Source organism: Salinicola sp. MH3R3-1 (genome assembly GCF_001937155.1).
Classification (GTDB): domain Bacteria; phylum Pseudomonadota; class Gammaproteobacteria; order Pseudomonadales; family Halomonadaceae; genus Salinicola; species Salinicola halophyticus.
Genome location: NZ_MSDP01000014.1, coordinates 1 through 18163 on the forward strand (window position 1 = coordinate 1; position 18163 = coordinate 18163).

Annotated in this window: 13 protein-coding genes; 6 read left to right on the forward strand and 7 right to left on the reverse strand. The window is 62.1% G+C overall.

Annotated elements, in window-relative coordinates; translation table 11 throughout:
- Positions 1 to 127: 127 nt before the first annotated feature.
- The 3 genes from speA to BTW08_RS08850 form a co-directional block, all read right to left on the reverse strand.
- Complete coding sequence (speA, locus tag BTW08_RS08840; RefSeq protein WP_075562162.1) at positions 128 to 2038, reverse strand: biosynthetic arginine decarboxylase; 1911 nt, start codon at positions 2036 to 2038, stop codon at positions 128 to 130.
- 185 nt (positions 2039 to 2223) lie between these two features.
- Complete coding sequence (locus BTW08_RS08845) at positions 2224 to 3180, reverse strand: homoserine kinase (RefSeq protein WP_075562163.1); 957 nt, start codon at positions 3178 to 3180, stop codon at positions 2224 to 2226.
- A gap of 229 nt (positions 3181 to 3409) precedes the next feature.
- Positions 3410 to 3697: a DUF2782 domain-containing protein gene (locus BTW08_RS08850; RefSeq protein ID WP_075562248.1), complete on the reverse strand. Its 288-nt coding sequence runs from the start codon at positions 3695 to 3697 to the stop codon at positions 3410 to 3412.
- 228 nt (positions 3698 to 3925) lie between these two features.
- On the opposite strand from BTW08_RS08850, the gene polA reads away from it, so the two are divergent.
- The 3 genes from polA (at position 3926) to nadA (ending at position 9459) form a co-directional block, all read left to right on the forward strand.
- Entirely contained in the window at positions 3926 to 6703 is a 2778-nt protein-coding gene (gene polA, locus BTW08_RS08855; RefSeq protein WP_075562164.1) for a DNA polymerase I, read from the forward strand.
- A 277-nt stretch (positions 6704 to 6980) separates the two neighbouring features.
- On the forward strand, positions 6981 to 8396 hold the full coding sequence (gene gndA, locus BTW08_RS08860) for an NADP-dependent phosphogluconate dehydrogenase (RefSeq protein WP_075562165.1): 1416 nt from the start codon (positions 6981 to 6983) through the stop codon (positions 8394 to 8396).
- 13 nt (positions 8397 to 8409) lie between these two features.
- Positions 8410 to 9459 carry a quinolinate synthase NadA gene (nadA, locus tag BTW08_RS08865; protein WP_075562166.1) on the forward strand — a complete coding sequence of 350 codons (1050 nt, stop codon included), beginning with the start codon at positions 8410 to 8412 and terminating at the stop codon, positions 9457 to 9459.
- Between the two features lie 111 nt (positions 9460 to 9570).
- On the opposite strand, the gene BTW08_RS08870 is transcribed toward nadA, so the two are convergent.
- From BTW08_RS08870 to BTW08_RS08885, 4 genes are all read right to left on the reverse strand, one after another.
- Positions 9571 to 10344, reverse strand: coding sequence for a MipA/OmpV family protein (locus BTW08_RS08870; protein ID WP_075562167.1), 774 nt, complete (start codon positions 10342 to 10344; stop codon positions 9571 to 9573).
- A gap of 68 nt (positions 10345 to 10412) precedes the next feature.
- The gene (locus BTW08_RS08875; protein WP_075562168.1) at positions 10413 to 12347 is read right to left on the reverse strand and encodes a TRAP transporter fused permease subunit; all 1935 of its coding nucleotides are present in this window, start codon (positions 12345 to 12347) and stop codon (positions 10413 to 10415) included.
- A 67-nt stretch (positions 12348 to 12414) separates the two neighbouring features.
- A complete protein-coding gene (locus BTW08_RS08880) occupies positions 12415 to 13467 on the reverse strand; it encodes a TAXI family TRAP transporter solute-binding subunit (protein WP_168170649.1) in 1053 nt (350 codons plus the stop codon).
- A gap of 50 nt (positions 13468 to 13517) precedes the next feature.
- Positions 13518 to 14285 (reverse strand): GntR family transcriptional regulator, encoded by a 768-nt coding sequence (locus BTW08_RS08885; RefSeq protein ID WP_075562170.1) that lies wholly within the window; start codon positions 14283 to 14285, stop codon positions 13518 to 13520.
- 141 nt (positions 14286 to 14426) lie between these two features.
- On the opposite strand from BTW08_RS08885, the gene BTW08_RS08890 reads away from it, so the two are divergent.
- The 3 genes from BTW08_RS08890 to BTW08_RS08900 all read left to right on the forward strand — a co-directional run bounded on the left by BTW08_RS08890 (position 14427) and on the right by BTW08_RS08900 (position 18149).
- Positions 14427 to 16220, forward strand: a complete 1794-nt coding sequence (locus BTW08_RS08890) for a gamma-glutamyltransferase family protein (RefSeq protein ID WP_075562171.1) — start codon at positions 14427 to 14429, stop codon at positions 16218 to 16220.
- A 253-nt stretch (positions 16221 to 16473) separates the two neighbouring features.
- Positions 16474 to 17166: a (2Fe-2S)-binding protein gene (locus tag BTW08_RS08895; RefSeq protein WP_083627773.1), complete on the forward strand. Its 693-nt coding sequence runs from the start codon at positions 16474 to 16476 to the stop codon at positions 17164 to 17166.
- Entirely contained in the window at positions 17163 to 18149 is a 987-nt protein-coding gene (locus BTW08_RS08900) for a xanthine dehydrogenase family protein subunit M (RefSeq protein ID WP_075562172.1), read from the forward strand. Before BTW08_RS08895 ends, BTW08_RS08900 begins: the two co-directional genes overlap by 4 nt.
- Positions 18150 to 18163: the final 14 nt, after the last annotated feature.

Below are 18163 nucleotides of genomic sequence, written 5' to 3' on the forward strand. Positions count from 1 at the left end.
ACTAGCTACGAGCTACGAGCTACGAGCTACGAGCTACGAGCTACGAGCTACGAAAAGGGCCAGCGACTGACGTCGCTGGCCCTTTTCTCGCAATAAGCCCATTTTGGCTTTCGCGGCTCGCCGCCCATCACTCCAGATAGGTATAGCCGCTCAAGCCTTCCGACAGCTCGTTCACGAACAGCTCGCGCTCTTCGACGGTCAGGGGGCTGGCGATCAGCTGTTCGGTGAGCTTGCGCTTGAGTGCCACGGCGTCGAAGTTAACGTAGCCGAGCACGTCCGCCACCGCATCGCCCTGCTGGACGTGGGAAAGGCGCCATTCGCCGTTCTCGTCGAGAGCGACGTCGACCGAATCGGTGTCGCCGAACAGGTTGTGCAGGTCGCCGAGAATCTCCTGATAGGCGCCGACCAGAAACAGCCCGATCAGTTTGTCATCGTCATCGTCCCACTCCGGTAGCGGCAGGGTGCTCTCGAGCCCCTGGCCGTCGACGTAGAGATCGATCCGGCCGTCGGAGTCGCAGGTAATGTCCTGAATCACGCCGCGCCGGGTCGGTTCGCGATCCAGACCGGTCAGCGGCAGCACCGGGAAGACCTGATCGATCCCCCATACGTCCGGCAGCGACTGGAACAGCGAGAAGTTGGCGAACAGCTTGTCGGCGAGCTTTTCGGCCAGTTCGTCGGCGATCTCGCGATGGGCGCGATTGCGATTGTCGAGCCGCTTGTGAAGGCGCTGGCAGGCGGCGAAGTAGACCGACTCGCCCTCCGCGCGGGCCTGCATGTTGGCCAGCCCCAGCACGAAACGATCCTGCAGTTCGCCCACCGCCTGGACCACATCGTGGTAGGCCTCGACCAGGTCGCGGGGTTCGCGCATTCCCTCGAGCCGGTCATAGACGCGCCACAGTTCGGCCACGTGGGCGTCGCCCTCGACCCGGCGTTCCGGCTCGATGTGGCCCAGGCGCTCTTCGCCGATCACGTTGGTGACCAGCACCGCGTGATGCGCGGTCAGCGCGCGGCCGGATTCCGAGATTAGCTGCGGATGCGGCAGGTTGTGGGTCTCGCAGATCTGACGGAACGCCCACACCACGTTGGTGGCGTACTCCTGCATCGAATAGTTGATCGAGCAGAAGCTCTGCGAGCGGGTGCCTTCGTAGTCGACGCCCAGGCCGCCGCCGACGTCCACCGTGTCGATCGGCGCGCCGAGATCGCGCAGGCTGTGATAGAAGCGGGCGCATTCGCGCAGGCCACGCTGGATGTCGCGAATGTTGGCGATCTGCGAACCGAGGTGGAAGTGCACCAGCTGCAGGCTGTCCAGCGCATCCGCGTCACGCAGCCGTTCGGTGATGGCCAGCAACTGGCTGGCGGTCAGCCCGAACTTGGATTTCTCGCCACCGGTATCCTGCCACTTGCCCTTGCCCACCGAGGAGAGCCGCGCGCGCAGGCCGATGCGCGGTTTCACCTTGAGGTTTTCGGCCTCTTCCAGGATCAGGCTCAGCTCCGAGTACTTCTCGACCACCAGGTAGACCTTGTGGCCGAGCTTTTCGCCCATCAGGGCCAGGCGAATGTACTCGCGATCCTTGTACCCGTTGCAGACGATCAGCGACGAACCCTCGTCGCCGGAAAGGGCGAGTACCGCCATCAGTTCCGGCTTGCTGCCCGCTTCCAGCCCGACCCGGCCTCGGCCGCGCTCCTGGGTGGCGAGAATCTCCTCCACCACGCGACGCTGCTGGTTGACCTTGATCGGATAGACCGCGGTGTAGCTGGCCTGGTAATCCTCCTCCTTCATCGCGTTGTCGAAGGCCATGCAGAGCTGCTCGACGCGATCGTGGAGGATATCGATGAAACGCACCAGCACCGGCAGCCGTAGCCCGGCATCGCGCAGCCGGTCGACCAGGGTGTCGAGCACCAGCGTGGGTCCGGGAATTTCACTGCCCAGCGGACGGACCAGCGTGCGGCCCTCGTCATCGACATCGAAATAGCCGCTGCCCCACTGATCGATATTGTAGGTACGGCGAGCTCGTGCAGCGGGTGAAGGATTCGTCATGACGCTCTCCGGTCGGCCGGCAACAAAACAGAAAACAAGTAGCCCCCGGCGTGAATGGTGACGAAAAGGCCGGGAACGCGAATGGCGCGCATTATGACGGCGCGGGAACGCGACGACCACTGAATGTCAGGGAAAAACTAGTCGAAAGTCGCTATCGGCACAGCCTTTTAGGCGAAAATCGTGATTCATTCGGCGGCGATTGGCAGCGTCGGCACGGCACCTTCGAGACGTCTGCCCAGCAGGGTGCGAAAGCGCGCCGGGTCGTGGGGCGTGATGTCGTGGGCCGGCGGATCGACGTGGATCACCAGCAGTCGCGACAGCCAGTAGCGCAGCGCCGTCAGCCGCAGCATGGTCGGCCACAGCTCGCGCTCCTGCTCGGTCAGCGGGCGATGCGCGAGATAGGCGCCGAGGATGGCGGCGTAGCGCGCCTCGTCGATGTCGCCGGCATCGTCACTGGTCCAGTCGTTGATCACGATCGCCAGATCGAACAGCAGCTCGCCGCTGCAGCCGTTGTAGAAGTCGATGATGCCGCCGAGGCGGTCGCCGTCATAAAGCGTGTTGTCACGGAACAGGTCGCCGTGGATGGCGCCCTGTGGCAGCCCGACATCCGCGAATGCCTGGGCATAGTCGGCAATCTCGCGGCTCATCAAGGCCTGGTCGTCCTCCGACAGGAACGGCAGCACTTCGCGATGACGGCGCTGGAGCCAGGCGAGATCGCGCGGATTGGCGCGTTCGCCGGTAAAGTCCTGCGAGGCCTGATGCATCCGTCCCAAGGCATCGCCGAGCGCGGCGCACTGGGTGAGATTGGGGGCGCTGGGGTGGCTGCCCGGCATCCGCGGAAACAGCAGCGCGGGGCGCCCGGCCAGGCGCTGCAGCGCGACGCCGTCGCGATCATGAACCGGGCCCGGCACCGGCAGTTGCCGTGCGGCCAGGTAATCCAGCAGATCGACGAAGAACGGCAGATCCTCGAATCCCCCCTGCTCGAACAGTGTCAGAACCCACTCGTCCTGCTCGGTGGTGACGAAGAAGGTGCTGTTCTCGGTGCCGTGCGGCACGCCCTTGAGCGTCTGCAGGCGGCCGACAGAGTAGCGTTCGAGAAACTCGGCGACCTGATCGTCGCTCAACGGGGTGAATACGGCCATGGGATCTCGGAATCGGGGGCGGACATTAGGGGTAAAGAACCGCTGATGAAAAACCGCAGGATAAAAGACAGCGCGCATTGTAGCGGCTAGCGGGGCGCTCTCCTACCGGCTGTCGGGCGCCAGCAATAAGCGACGAGCGGCACCGGCCGTGATGGAACTGTCGAACGGCGCCGAATCTCGCTTCAATCGATCAACGCAATCGATCAAAGCAACCGATCAACACGATCGATCACTCGTTCTGGACCCATTTCGGCACCGGCACGCTGGGCGCGTCGACGCGCTTGAAGTCGCCGTCGCCATTGTCGTCGTAGAGAAAATAGATGGCGCCCTTGTCGTTGCCACCGCCGGGGACGATACGAATCGCATAGAGCTTGCCGTTGACGCGGTACTCGTCGATCGTGCGCTGACCGTCGTGGTGGGAGGTAATGCTGGGCTGAACCGCGGACTGCGCCAGGGCGGGCAGCGATACTCCCCCGATCAGCAGCGCCGCCAGCAGGGCGGGCAGCCACGTCTTCATTCGCGCCCATGAGGTCATTCGCGACCCAATTCTCATCGCAGACTCCTTCGCTCGCTGTGGGTTGCGGATTCACCGGTATCTGACCGGTATCTGAATCGTCCCATTGTATCGCTTTCCGCCATCCGGACGCATGGGGCCAGCTTGGAGTCGCGAGGCGGATGCCCTGACGCCGAGCCGTGGCTTGCGTATCATGAGGGCATCGAAAGCCAGCCACGGATCACGCAGCTCATGGCAGATGCCCCCATCGTCCTCGTCGACGGATCGTCCTACCTCTATCGTGCTTTCCATGCATTGCCGCCGTTATCGACCTCCGACGGCCAGCCCACCGGCGCCGTGCGCGGCGTGCTGTCGATGCTCAAGAGCCTGATCAAGCAGTACCCGCAGAGTCCCATGGCGGTGGTGTTCGACGCCAAGGGCAAGACCTTCCGCGACGAGATCTACGCCGAGTACAAGGCCCACCGGCCGCCGATGCCGGACGACCTTCGCCCGCAGGTCGAGCCGCTGCACGACTGCGTCCGCGCGCTCGGCCTGCCGCTTCTGTGCATCGAAGGCGTCGAGGCGGATGACGTGATCGGCACGCTGGCACGACTGGCCACCGAATCCGGCCGCGATGCGGTGATCTCCACCGGCGACAAGGACATGGCCCAGCTGGTCAACCAGCACATCACCCTGGTCAACACTATGAAGAACGAGACGCTGGACGTGGCCGGCGTCGAGGCCAAGTTCGGCATTCCGCCCTCGTTGATCATCGATTATCTGGCGCTGATGGGCGACAAGGTCGACAACATTCCCGGCGTGCCCGGCGTCGGCGGCAAGACGGCGCTGGGACTGCTGCAGGGCATCGGCGGCGGACTGGATGCGATCTACGCCGACCTGGAGAAGGTCACGACGTTGAGTTTCCGCGGCGCCAAGACGATGCCCAAGAAGCTCGAGGAAAACCGCGAACAGGCGTTCCTCTCCTACCAGCTGGCGACGATCAAGACCGACTGCGAGCTGCCGGTGGGGCTCGACGATCTGCATCTGGCCGAACCCGACCGCGAGGCGCTGAAGGCGCTCTATCAGCGGCTCGAGTTCAAGAACTGGCTGACCGAACTGCTCGAGGGCCGGGACGAGGGCGTCGACGATGTGGGCGCCGAGAACGCCGGCAAATCGGAAATCGACGAAGACGTGACGCTGACCAAACCGGCGCGTCATGACCAGACGCTGCTGACCCAGGCGGAATTCGACGCCTGGCTCGAGCGGCTGAAAACCAGCGAGGCGTTCTGTTTCGATCTCGAGACCACCAGCCTCAACTACATGGAAGCCGATATCGTGGGTATCGGCCTGTCGCTGGAACCTGGCGAGGCGGCCTACATCCCGGTCGGCCACGACTACCTCGACGCCCCGGCGCAGCTCGACCGTACGGCGGTGCTGGCGGCGCTCAAGCCGCTGCTGGAAAACCCCGGGATCGGCAAGATCGGCCAGAATCTCAAGTACGATATCTCGGTGCTGGCGCGCTATCAGATTCGGGTCGCCGGGGCGCTTAACGACACCATGCTCGAATCCTACGTGCTGAACTCCATCGCCACCCGGCATGACATGGATTCGCTGGCGCTCAAATATCTCGGCGAGAAGACCATCAGTTTTCAGGATATCGCCGGCAAGGGCGTCAAGCAGTTGACCTTCAACCAGATCGCCCTCGAAGAGGCCGTTCCTTACGCCTGCGAGGACGTCGATATCACCCTGCGCCTGCACCAGGCCTTGCGGCCCAAGGTGGAAGAAGCCGGGCGGCTGGCCGAGGTGCTCGATACCCTCGAGCGGCCGCTGATTCCGGTGCTGTCGCACATGGAGCGTGGCGGCGTAGCATTGGACGCCACGCGCCTGCATACCCAGAGCCAGGAGCTGGAAGGGCGGATCCGCGAGCTGGAGCGTGAGGCGTTCGAGCTCGCCGGCAAGGAGTTCAACCTCGGTTCGCCCAAGCAGCTGGCGGAGATTCTGTTCGAGGAGCAGAAGATCCCGGTGATCAAGAAGACGCCCAAGGGCGCGCCGAGCACGGCGGAAGCGGTGCTCGAAGAGCTGGCATTGGACTTCCCGCTGCCCAAGCTGATCATGGCGCATCGCGGCATGACCAAGCTCAAGTCGACCTATACCGACAAGCTGCCGCGGCTGGTCAATCCGATGACCGGCCGGCTGCACACCAGCTATCACCAGGCGGTGACGGCGACCGGGCGGCTGTCGTCTTCCGATCCCAACCTGCAGAACATCCCGATCCGGACGGAAGAGGGGCGCAAGATCCGTCAGGCGTTCGTGGCTCGCGAGGGCTACCGGATTGTCGCGGCGGACTACTCGCAGATCGAGCTGCGGATCATGGCGCATCTCTCCGACGACAAGGGCCTGCTGGACGCTTTCGCCAACGATCGCGACATTCACGCCGCCACCGCCGCCGAAGTCTTCGGTGTTGAGCTGGACAAGGTCACGACCGATCAGCGCCGCAGCGCCAAGGCGATCAACTTCGGCCTGATCTACGGCATGAGCGCCTGGGGCCTTTCCAGGCAGCTGCACATCGAAGCCAAGCAGGCCAAGGTCTACATCGACCGCTACTTCGATCGTTATCCGGGCGTGGCCAAGTTCATGGACAACATTCGCGCCCAGGCCGGCGAGGATGGCTTCGTCGAGACCGTGTTCGGTCGCCGGCTCTATCTGCCGGAGATCAAGGCCCAGAACCATGCCCGGCGTCAGGCAGCGGAACGCACCGCGATCAACGCGCCGATGCAGGGTACCGCCGCCGATATCATCAAGCTGGCGATGATCGATGTGCACCACTGGCTCAACCCGGTCAAGGAAGAGGCGGAGTTCGATGCCTGGATGGTGATGCAGGTTCACGACGAACTGGTGTTCGAGGTCAAGGAGAGTCAGACCCAGGACTTCCTCGGCGCCATCAGTGGGCGGATGCAGAACGCTGCCCAGCTCAATGTGCCGCTGATCGTGGAGGCCAATAGTGGGGCCAATTGGGACGAAGCCCACTAGGAAACACCGAATACATGTCTGCGCGGGCAATACGCTGCGTTGTGCGGTGCCGGGGCGCCGGTCCGATCGGAATCCTCACCTATACCCCATAGGCTCCGGTTCCTGTGCTCCGTACGCCTTGCGTCTTACTCCGCTCGACGATGTCTTCAGCGCTTCCCGCCTCGCAGCGTGAAATCGGAAGATCGGACGCGATTCGGATGATTCGCGTCTGTGGCTTACACTATCGTTATCGTTTATCGCCGCGTGACGGCTTTATTTTCGCAAGGAGCACAAGATCATGGCCAAACAGCAAATCGGTGTCGTCGGCATGGCCGTCATGGGCCGCAATCTGGCGCTCAACATCGAGAGCCGGGATTACACGGTGTCGATCTTCAACCGCTCGCGGGAGAAGACCGATGAAGTCATGCAGGAAAATCCTGACAGTAAGTTGGTGCCGTTCTACAGCGTCGAGGAGTTCGTCGCGTCTCTCGAGACGCCGCGGCGCATTCTGCTGATGGTCAAGGCGGGCGACGCCACCGACAAGACGATCGAGTCGCTCAAGCCGCATCTGGACAAGGGCGATATCCTGATCGACGGCGGCAACACGCCGTTCGAGGACACCATTCGGCGCAACAAGGAGCTCTCGGAAGCGGGCTTCAACTTCATCGGCACCGGCGTCTCCGGAGGCGAAGAGGGCGCGCTGAAAGGCCCGTCGATCATGCCGGGCGGCCAGAAAGAAGCCTACGACATGGTCGCGCCGATCCTCGAGAAGATCGCCGCGCGCGCCGACGACGGCGAGCCGTGTGTCACCTATGTCGGCCCGGACGGCGCCGGCCATTACGTCAAGATGGTCCACAACGGCATCGAGTACGGCGACATGCAGCTGATCGCCGAAGCCTATTCGATTCTCAAGGGTTCGTTGGGGCTCTCGAACGCCGAGCTGGCCGACATCTTCAGCGAGTGGAACGAAGGCGAACTCGACAGCTACCTGATCGACATCACCGCCAGGATCTTCACCAAGAAGGATGACCAGAGCGACCAGGACGTGGTCGACATCATTCTCGATTCCGCAGGTCAGAAGGGCACCGGTAAGTGGACCAGCAAGAGCGCCATGGATCTCGGCGTGCCGCTGCCGCTGATCACTGAGTCGGTCTTCGCGCGCTTCATCTCGGCGCTGAAAGACGAGCGCGTCGAAGCCTCCAAGGTGCTCACCGGCCCCAAGGAAACGCCGCTCCAGGGCGACAAGCAGGAATTCATCGAAAAAGTGCGCAAGGCGCTATTCTTCAGCAAGATCGCCTCCTACGCCCAGGGCTTTGCCCAGATGCGCGCCGCTTCCGAGCACTACGACTGGAACCTGAACTACGGCGAAGTCGCCAAGCTGTTCCGCGCCGGCTGCATCATTCGCGCCCGCTTCCTGCAGAAGATCACCGACGCCTATAAAGAGAATCCCGAGCTCAAGAACCTGCTGATGGCGCCGTACTTCGGCGAGATCGCCGGCAACTATCAATCGGCGCTTCGGGACGTGATTTCCCATGCCGTCCAGAACGGCATACCGGTGCCGACCTTCTCCTCGGCGATCGCCTACTACGACAGCTATCGCAGCGAGAAACTGCCGGCCAATCTGATCCAGGCCCAGCGCGACTTCTTCGGCGCACACACCTACAAGCGTGTCGATCGGGAAGGGACGTTCCACACCGAGTGGCTGCAGGACTGACGGAGACGGATCGATGGCGGAATTGGAGCGGGATCGGGTTCGCGAGCACTTGGCGGGTAACACGCCGCCTGTGCTCGACGAGAGCGCCAAGGCGCACTATCGGGAGCGTATCGCGGCGCAGTTGAAGGCCCGCAACGCGGTACTGGTCGCGCACTATTACACCGATCCCGAAATCCAGGCGCTGGCGGAAGCGACCGGCGGCTGTGTGGCCGATTCGCTGGAAATGGCGCGCTTCGGCAAGGATCATCCGGCGATGACGCTGATCGTCGCCGGCGTGCGCTTCATGGGCGAGACCGCCAAGATCCTGAGCCCGGAGAAGCGGGTCTTCATGCCGACGCTGGAAGCGACCTGCTCGCTGGATATCGGCTGCCCGGCGGACGCTTTCTCCGCCTTCTGCGATCAGCATCCGGACCGCACCGTGGTGGTCTACGCCAATACTTCGGCGGCAGTGAAAGCCCGCGCCGACTGGGTGGTGACGTCTTCCATCGCGGTCGAACTGATCGATCATCTCGATCGGCAGGGCGAGAAGATCCTGTGGGCGCCGGATCGCCACTTGGGCAACTATGTCCGCGAGCGAACCGGAGCCGACGTGCTCTGCTGGGACGGCGAGTGCATCGTCCATGACGAGTTCAAGGCCAAGGGCATTGTCGATCTCAAGGCGCTGCATCCAGAAGCGGCGGTACTCGTGCACCCGGAGTCTCCGGCGTCGGTGGTGGAAATCGCCGACGTGGTCGGCTCGACGTCGCAACTGATCGCGGCGGCGCAGCAGCTCGACAATCCCAGCTTCATCGTCGCCACCGATCGCGGCATCTTCTACAAGATGCAGCAGCTGATGCCCGACAAGACCTTCATGGCTGCGCCCACGGCAGGCAACGGTTCGACGTGTCGCAGTTGCGCCAACTGCCCGTGGATGGCGATGAACGGGCTGGAGAACACGCTGGCGGTACTCGAAGACGCCAACGGCTGCGGTCAGGAGATCCACGTCGATCCGGCGATTGCCGCGCGTGCGCTGGTGCCACTGGATCGGATGCTGGAGTTCGGGGCCGAACTCAAACGCCGTTAGGTTTTTCCCACTTCTTTCTCCAAGAAACGACAGCGCCCGCCCCGGCTGACACCGGGGCGGGCGCTTTTACGTCTCTATGTTTTACGTTTCTGTGATTTATATCTCTACGACTTAAAAGTGATAATTGACGAAAGCACCCGCCCGCCACTGGGTCGCATCGCCCTCATCATCGACGATCGAGCTGTCCGCGGCATCGCCGGTCAGGCGCGAGACGCCGACCAGGCCGGTGATCGACCACTGCCGCGTGAGATAATAGCTGAGCGAGGCGTCGCCACCGATGGCGAAATAGCCGTCGTCCGGATCGTAAGCGTCGATACCTGAACGCGCGCTCTCGCGATTCGAGACGCCGAACATGTCGTCGGTCCAGGCGGCGCTGGTGTACTCGAAGCGCGGCCCGATGGTAAAGACCGCGCGCTCGCCGAGCTTGGTGATATGAGTCGCCTTAAACTTGACGCGGTAGCCGTCGATGTCGCCGCTGAACGGCGTTTCCGCGGCGCCACTGTAGCGCCACGCCTGATCGACATAGCTGACCCGCAGCCCGCCGGTGACGCCGCCGTCGACCTGGTCGAGATCGTCGATGTCGCCGGTATCGTCACGGCCGAAGGTGTAGCCGATGAACGGCGCGACCCGCCAGTTATCCTGCTTGATCACGTTCCAGCCGATGCCGTCGGTGACGCTGACGAAGAACGTATCGCCGTAAGTGGCATCCAGTGACGGCCAGGCGTTCCATTCGTAATCGTCGCTGCCCAGATAGTCCGGGCTGTAGATCGCCCCGGCTCCGACGGTGCCCTCCCACTCGGGCTGTGCGGCGAAGACCGCCGAGCTGATAGCGACACTGCCTGCGGCAAGCGCGAACTGCCAGGCCAATTTCCGTGAATCGATCATGTCATTCATCCTTGCGGCGGACTCGGGAGATGGCGAAAACATACGGCAGGCTCGGGCAAAAGGCCAGCTCAGGCAAGGCTGGAGGACGCCGAGCCCCGACGTCTTGCCAGCCACTGGTAGCCCAACAAGGCAATGACGATAGCAGAACCCACGAGAGTTCCTGTCATCCCGGGTACCAGAATGGTGATGGCGGCTAACACCATCAGGAGACGTATCGGCCAACGGGTTCGGCAAAAACCCTGTCCGACCATGGCGATGTTGAGTGCGATCATCGCCAGTACGCTCACCGCCGTCACCCAGATCTGGTCAAGTAGACTTCCCTCGATCAACAATAATTCCGGCCGTGCCACGAACAGAAAAGGCAGGAAAAAGCCGGGAAGACCGAGTTTGACGGCCTGCATCGACGTCGCGAAATAAGGTGCCTCGGCAATTCTTGCGGCGATCAGAGAGGCGACGGCTACAGGGGGCGTCAGCGCCGAGAAGATCGCGAAGTAAAGCACGAACATGTGCGCAGCCATGGTACTCAGGCCCATATCGATCAGTGCCGGTGCGGTAAGCAGTGCCACCAGAATGTAGGCGGCCGAAGTCGGTAACCCTAGGCCGAAGGCCAGGCAGGCGAGGGCAGCTATCACCAGCATGATGGCTACATTGCCGTTGGCGACACCGAGCATCAGATAGGAGAGTTTCTGGGCAAAGCCGGTGGCGGTCAGTACCTCTACGAAGATACCGATGACAGCGACGATCACGGAAATTGTTGCGCCGCTGAAGCCGCCTTCACGGAGGCCATCTACGACACGGATCGCGGCGGCTTTGAGCCCTTGCAGAGGGATTCGACGATCTCGGATGAGCGTGCTGATCAGTTCGAGGGCGATGATCGCCACGCAGCCATAGGCGGCAGCGTATGCCGGCGGCATCTGGGTCACCAGCAGATAGACGAGCACCGCTATCGCGATCAACAAATGACCGTAGCGTGCCAGCAGTGTCTTGGACGGCGGAATATCGATGATCTTTTCGGTCGAAACCTGGTCCTGATCGCGGACCGCCTGCAGATGGATCGAAAACAGCAGGTAGAAGTAATACAGGGCGGCGGGAATGGTCGCGGCGAGAATGACTTCGTCATAGGGAATGCCGGTGACACCCACCATCAGGAACGCCGTCAGCCCCATTACCGGTGGTGTCATTTGTCCACCAGTAGAGGCCACCGCCTCGACGGCGCCTGCAAACGGGGCTTTGAACCCTGTTCGTTTCATCAGCGGGATAGTCATGGTGCCGGTACTGGCGATGTTGGCGACGGTACTGCCCGAGATCATTCCCATGAAGGCGCTGGAAAGCACTGCTATCTTGGCTTGTCCTCCGCGCGAATTGCCCGCCAGCTTGGTGGCGAAGCCCATGATGAAATCGATGCCGCCGGTCGATTTCAGCAGACCGGCAAAGACCATGAAAACGAAGATCGTACTGGCGGAAAGAGCGGTCAGAGAGCCGAGCACGCCCTGAAAGTTGGGAATCGAGGCGTAGGAAATCAGACGCTCGAAGCCGAGACCCGAATGGTGTAGAACCTCGGTCGGCATCAGATTACCGTAATACCCGTAAAGTAGCCCCAGTACTCCGATGATAGGAATCGTCGCGCCCCACTGCTGCCAGGCGGCCGCCAGACAGACGGCGATTAGCGCGCATCCGGCGATCACATCCGATGGTTCCGGCCCGAATACGCGCTCGGTAATCAGACCCTGATATTCGACCAGTACGTAGCCCGTGCTGCCCCCAGCGACGAGAAACAGAAGCGTAAAGCCAAGCCGCCCCAGCACATGACGTGCCTGACTCATGGCGTAAGCGAAGACGATCAGTAGCGAGAGGCCCAGATGCAAAGCCTTGAATTGCCCTGAGGGCAGATAAAACAGGAAGGTCTGCGCCAGGTGAGTGGCGACCATGAACAGCGTCAGCACCAGCACGAGATTGTGCGCGTTGCAGTAGCCGCGTTCGGCGCGAAGTATTTGTGGATTCATGAGCGTCGGTCGTTCCAAGGGAGAGAACGGCGCCATCGACCGGCCGGGGCGGGCAATGGCGCCAAGATCAGGCGGTGACGGGATCGGCGATCGTCAGATCGTCACGCCATACCCCACGCTCCTTGAAATAGCGTGCCGCGCCGGCATTGATCGGATAGTTCGACATCAGGTATTGCGCCGCGAAGTCGGCACTGACATCGCGGAGCTGGCTGCCAACCTTGCGGACTTCCTCGCTGTTATCGAAGATCGCTTTGCAAACGGTATAGGCTTCGTCGTCGGTTACGCTTGGACTGGCCGCCAGGACGCCTGAAATGGCGGGAATCAGCATTTCACCGTCGATCTTCGCCCACTGGTCATGGCTGACCGTACTGTCCAGCAGGCCGCCATTGATGGTCTTGGCCTCGTCCAGTGTGGCTTGCTCGATGGGCAGGACCCGGAATGGCGTCGAGGTACCAATTTCTTCCAACGACGGTGATGCGCGTCCATTGGTGAGTACGGCGGGTATGGCATCGACCGCGCCGGACTTGAACGCGTTGAAGGTGTCGTTCCAGGAGCCATAGGTCCAGTCGATGCTGTCGGCGACACCGGCCGCCTGCAGCAGCGCCTGATACATGATGGCCGTCGCGCCCCCCGCGGAGGAGGGCATGATGCGTTTGCCGGCGAGATCGGCATAGCTCTGGATGTCGGAATCGGCGCGCACGATGAGTGGAATGTTCCAGACGGTATAGGCGCAGATCTGTCTGGCATCCACCGGCTCCCGGAACGGTTTCTTGCCCTGGGTCGCAACCGGCCAGTCGGTGGAAGTGGTCTGGCCGAAATCGATCTCGCCGCGCTGAATCAACGCCATGTTCTCGGCGCCGCCGGAAGTGGAGAGCGTCGAAGTGGGAATGTCGCTATGGCGTTGCACCGTCTGGGCCAGCGCTTCGATGATGATGTAACCGGTGGAGCCGAGCGATGCCGACCCCCATTTCATTTCCCGCTGATTGCTGGCGGCCCTCACCAGGCCCGGGAACATCATGACACCAGCACCGGCGAGACTGAGCTTGAGAAGCTGCCGTCGCTGCAGGTTGGTCAGATTGCCCTGAGACGTGGTTCGTTGAAACATGGTTCGTTGAGACATGGTTCGTTTACCTCTGCATTGTTGTTGCTGGATATGAGGTTTGCCGGATGTCAGCGGTCGAGTTGGGTTTTCAGCTCGATCGGCCGATGTCCAGGCTGTAACTCGAAGCATTGAAACGTGGCGGGTTTTCCCTCTCGCGTATAACCGTGGACCCGCCACTGCATCCCAGCCGTCGTTTGGTCATCGAGGTTGAGGGCTCGGCGGGCGGCATTGCTGAATTCACCGACATTGAGATGGTGATCGAAACGTGTCGTGAGTAGTTGGCGCGAGCGGTGCAGATATTCGTGAATCGAGAAGCCGTCAAAATCGGCAGGTGCCATCTCCAACAGTTCCTCCGCCAGCTTCAGGGGCAGATAGAAGGCGTTGAAGGTCCAGGGTTCATTTTCGACCTGGACCAAGCGCTCGATCACCACGCACTCGTCTCTTTCGAAGAACTTGGCGATCTCACCGTCGATATCGACGCGTCGAACGCCGACGCCCTGCAAGGTCAGCGGTAGAGGTCTGCCCTGATCGAGAAAGCGAAAGACGCGTATCTCCTCGTAGCGCAACTCCTGATCGCGGATGAAGGTGCCGCGACCATGCTGACGCACGATGATGCCGTCGTCGGCCAATGCCTTGAGCCCTCTCTGTAGCGTGCCCAGGCTGGCCGGCAGTCGCGACGACAGTTCCTGCTCGGAAGGAAGCTTGTCACCTGCAACGAGGCGCCCGCTCTCGATGGCGTCCCGGATGGCGTTATAGAAACGTGCATACTTTGGAACGCCGAGTCGCTCATTCTCGAAATGCGGGAGGCAAGCCTCGACGATCGTTTCCAGTGTCATGGGGAACTCATGAGTAATTGGCTAAATAGCTATATAGCTATGATAGTGCCGAGTTGTCATGCTATCTTCAAGTCCTTTCCATGAACGTCGGCCGGGCATCCTTCGAGGCGCTAGGCTGGCAACCATAATTCGAGAGAGTCGATGGCGATGTTCGCGCCTTTCACCACCCGCCCTGAGATCAAGGGCACTTTCGGAGCCGTCAGCAGCACGCATTGGCTGGCATCCAGCGTGGGAATGGCCATGCTGGAACGGGGCGGTAATGCCTTCGACGCCGCCGTCGCGGCAGGTTTCGTACTGCAGATCGTCGAACCGCATCTCAACGGGCCAGGCGGTGAAGTGCCGATCATCATCAAGCGTCCTCAGGACGACGCGCCACGGGTTATCTGCGGCCAAGGAGTGACGCCTGCAGCCGCAACGCCGGAGGCCTTCGCCGAGCTCGGGCTCAAGACCGTCCCCGGTACGGGGTTATTGCCGGCCGTCGTGCCGGGTGCCTTCGACGCCTGGATGCTGTTGCTGCGCGACTATGGTTCGCTGCCGCTGGAGACGGTATTGGAGCCGGCCATCGGCTACGCTCGAGACGGTTACCCGTTGCTGGGACGTGCCGTGTCGTCGATTCTTCCCGTCACCGATTTTTTCCAGAAAGAGTGGCCTAGCTCGGCCGAACAGTGGCTGATCAACGGCCGTGCTCCGAAGCCGGACGCCTTGTTTCGATCGCCGGCCATCGCCGCGACCTATCAGCGGATCGTCGATGAAGCCAAGGCTGTGGGTAGCGACCGTGAAGCGCAGATCGAGCGGGCGCGAGTCTGCTTTTATGAGGGATTCGTCGCCGAGGCGATCGATACCTTCTATCGTGATCAACCCCTGATGGACAGCTCCGGCAAGCCGCATCGCGGCCTGCTGACCGGCGACGATATGGCGGCGTGGCGAGCAAGCGAGGAGGCCAGCACAAGCTACGACTATGCTGGTTATACGATTCACAAGACCGGTCCCTGGGGGCAGGGACCGGTTTTTCTGCAGCAATTGGCGTTGCTCAAGAAAGTCGATTTCAGTGTCGTTGCGCCAGACAGCGCAGACTTCGTTCACATCGTTACAGAAGCCGCCAAGCTTGCATTTGCCGATCGAGAGGCATGGTATGGCGACCCCCATTTCGTGGATGTACCGCTATCCCAATTGCTTAGCGACGACTACAACGACGTACGCCGTCAACTGATCGGCGAGAGGGCCTCGACCGTCATGCGCCCTGGGCTGGCAGGAGGCGAGAAGAATATTGCTGAGATGCTGGCATTGGCAGGTAGTGAACCCACGATTGGCCCCGGCGGTGGCGAGCCTACATTCGCGCCATTGCCAGAGGTCGAAGGCGATACCGTGCATCTCGACGTGGTCGATCGTTTCGGCAACATGGTCTCGGCGACCCCCAGCGGGGGTTGGTTGCAAAGCTCCCCGGCCGTGCCAGGACTTGGCTTTTCGATTTCCACGCGTGCGCAGATGACCTGGCTGACGCCAGGTTTGCCAACCTCTCTTCGTCCACGCATGCGTCCTCGTACGACACTGACTCCGACGCTGGTCACCCGGAATGGCGAAGGCTATATGGCTTTGGGCTCCCCCGGGGGCGACCAGCAGGATCAGTGGAGTCTGATCGTGTTTTTGCGGCACGTACATTACGGTCTGGGATTGCAGGCATCGATCGATGCTCCGCTTTTCCAGATGCGCCACTTTCCTGCCTCCTTCCACCCTCGGGAGTGTGTCCTCAATCGGCTACTAATCGAGGGCCGCTTCCCCGTGGAGACCCTGGGATCACTTGAGCAACGTGGGCACGAAATTCGGGTTCAGGATGACTGGTCCTTGGGGCGTGTCTGCGCCGTTTCGCGCAAAGACGGGATGGTTCATGCCGGTGCCACACCCCGCCATATGCAAGGCTACGCCGTCGGACGCTGACGCCAGACCCGATTTGCCCATTTCTCCGCAATCGCGGTGGGATACTCCTGAATCCGCCGCCGGGCTTTGCACCGCCTCGTTTCCTCCCCTAACTTAAATAAATCTCCGTCGCCTGACACGACGGTGTCTACCGACTTCCCGGCCAGCGAATTCTCGCTGCCTTCGTCGTCTCGCGCTGCGAGGCGCACCCGTTCCGAACGATACCGATAGCCACAACGAAAACGACCGGGCAGAAACTGATGAGGACGATTCCATGGACGATAACCAGCGTTCGAGTTCGAGCGTAGCCATCTACGATCCCGACGATCACGCGACGCGACCGAGTTCGCCCGGCCGCCGTCGCTTCCTGCAGACCGCCGGTATTTCCGGGTTGGCCGTAGCGGCGGCGCCGGCGCTTTCCCAGGTGAGCTACGCCGGCTCGCCGGACCAGCCAGAAACGCAGACTGACGCGCCGCCCGCCGAGGGCAAGCAACGTATCACGTTGGTCGTCAACGGCCAGCGCCAGCAGCTGGACGTGGCGCCCAACGTCATTCTGCTTGATGCGCTGCGTCACGGGCTCAAGCTCACCGGCACCAAGAAGGGCTGCGACCACGGCCAGTGCGGCGCCTGCACGATTCTGGTCGACGGCACCGCAATCAATTCGTGTCTGAGCCTGGCGGTGACCCACGACGGCGACGAGATCACCACCGTCGAAGGACTCGAGAAGAACGGCCAGCAGCATCCGATCCAGCAGGCGTTCCTTGAACACGATGCCTATCAGTGCGGCTACTGCACGGCGGGTCAGATGATGAGTGCCGTGGCGATCCTCCAGGATGATGACATCGGCAAGAGTGACGCTGACGTGCGCGAGGCGATGAGCGGCAATATCTGCCGCTGCGGCGCCTACAAGAACATCGTGGCGGCGATCCAGTCAGCTCGAGGCGCCGTGAAGGGAGGCAACGCATGAGACATTTCGAATACGCCCGCGCCGACAGTGCGCAACAGGCGGTCGCCGCGCATGGGAGCGACCGCGAGGTCTCGTTCCTGGCCGGTGGCACGACACTGCTGGATCTGGTCAAGCTCGACATCATGCAGCCGAACAAGATCGTCGATATCAACGGCGTCGCTCTGGACGAGATCGAGCGGCTCGACGACGGCCGCCTGCGTATCGGCGCGATGGTGACCAACACCGCCCTGGCGCGGGACAAGCGCGTGGTCGATAACTACGCCGTGCTGTCACAAGCTCTGCTGGCCGGCGCCTCGACCCAGCTGCGCAACAAGGCGACCACCGGCGGAAACGTGATGCAGCGGGTGCGCTGTCCCTATTTCCGCGATGGTGTCTCCGACTGCAACAAGCGCGAGCCCGGCAGCGGCTGTGCGGCGATCGGCGGCGTCAACCGCACCGTTCATGCAGTGCTCGGCACCAGCGATGACTGTATCGCGTCGCACCCGTCTGACATGTGCGTCGCCATGATCGCGATCGGCGCCACCGTGGTCGTTCAAGGGCCGGAAGGCTCGCGCGAGATCGACTTCGCCGACTTCCACCTGCTGCCCGGCAAGACGCCGGCGCGAGAGCATGCGCTGGAACCGGGTGAGCTGATTACCCACGTCGTTCTCGACGCGCCGCTCGAGGGCAGCCGATCGGCCTATCTCAAGCTGCGCGATCGTCAGTCCTATCAGTTCGCGCTCGCCTCCAGCGCGGTGATCGTTCAGATGGATGGCAACACCATTCGCGAGGCGCGGGTGGCGATGGGCGGTGTCGGCACCAAACCCTGGCGCGCGCCGGAAGTGGAAGCGGCGCTCAAGGGCAAGGCCGCGAGCGAGCAGCTCTTTGCCGACGCCGCAAAGCTCGCTTTCGAGAATGCCGTCGCCTACGCCCACAACGGCTACAAGATTCCGCTCGGCCAGCAGGCCATCGTGCGCAATCTTTCCGATCTGACCGCCGCCTGATCGCCCGCGAGGAG

Bases quoted from the DNA above. Each gene is read 5' to 3' on its own strand.
- speA (WP_075562162.1), bottom strand. From the start codon at position 2,038: ATGACGAATCCTTCACCCGCTGCACGAGCTCGCCGTACCTACAATATC.
- BTW08_RS08845 (WP_075562163.1), bottom strand. From the start codon at position 3,180: ATGGCCGTATTCACCCCGTTGAGCGACGATCAGGTCGCCGAGTTTCTC.
- BTW08_RS08850 (WP_075562248.1), bottom strand. From the start codon at position 3,697: ATGAAGACGTGGCTGCCCGCCCTGCTGGCGGCGCTGCTGATCGGGGGA.
- polA (WP_075562164.1), top strand. From the start codon at position 3,926: ATGGCAGATGCCCCCATCGTCCTCGTCGACGGATCGTCCTACCTCTAT.
- gndA (WP_075562165.1), top strand. From the start codon at position 6,981: ATGGCCAAACAGCAAATCGGTGTCGTCGGCATGGCCGTCATGGGCCGC.
- nadA (WP_075562166.1), top strand. From the start codon at position 8,410: ATGGCGGAATTGGAGCGGGATCGGGTTCGCGAGCACTTGGCGGGTAAC.
- BTW08_RS08870 (WP_075562167.1), bottom strand. From the start codon at position 10,344: ATGATCGATTCACGGAAATTGGCCTGGCAGTTCGCGCTTGCCGCAGGC.
- BTW08_RS08875 (WP_075562168.1), bottom strand. From the start codon at position 12,347: ATGAATCCACAAATACTTCGCGCCGAACGCGGCTACTGCAACGCGCAC.
- BTW08_RS08880 (WP_168170649.1), bottom strand. From the start codon at position 13,467: ATGTCTCAACGAACCATGTTTCAACGAACCACGTCTCAGGGCAATCTG.
- BTW08_RS08885 (WP_075562170.1), bottom strand. From the start codon at position 14,285: ATGACACTGGAAACGATCGTCGAGGCTTGCCTCCCGCATTTCGAGAAT.
- BTW08_RS08890 (WP_075562171.1), top strand. From the start codon at position 14,427: ATGGCGATGTTCGCGCCTTTCACCACCCGCCCTGAGATCAAGGGCACT.
- BTW08_RS08895 (WP_083627773.1), top strand. From the start codon at position 16,474: ATGGACGATAACCAGCGTTCGAGTTCGAGCGTAGCCATCTACGATCCC.
- BTW08_RS08900 (WP_075562172.1), top strand. From the start codon at position 17,163: ATGAGACATTTCGAATACGCCCGCGCCGACAGTGCGCAACAGGCGGTC.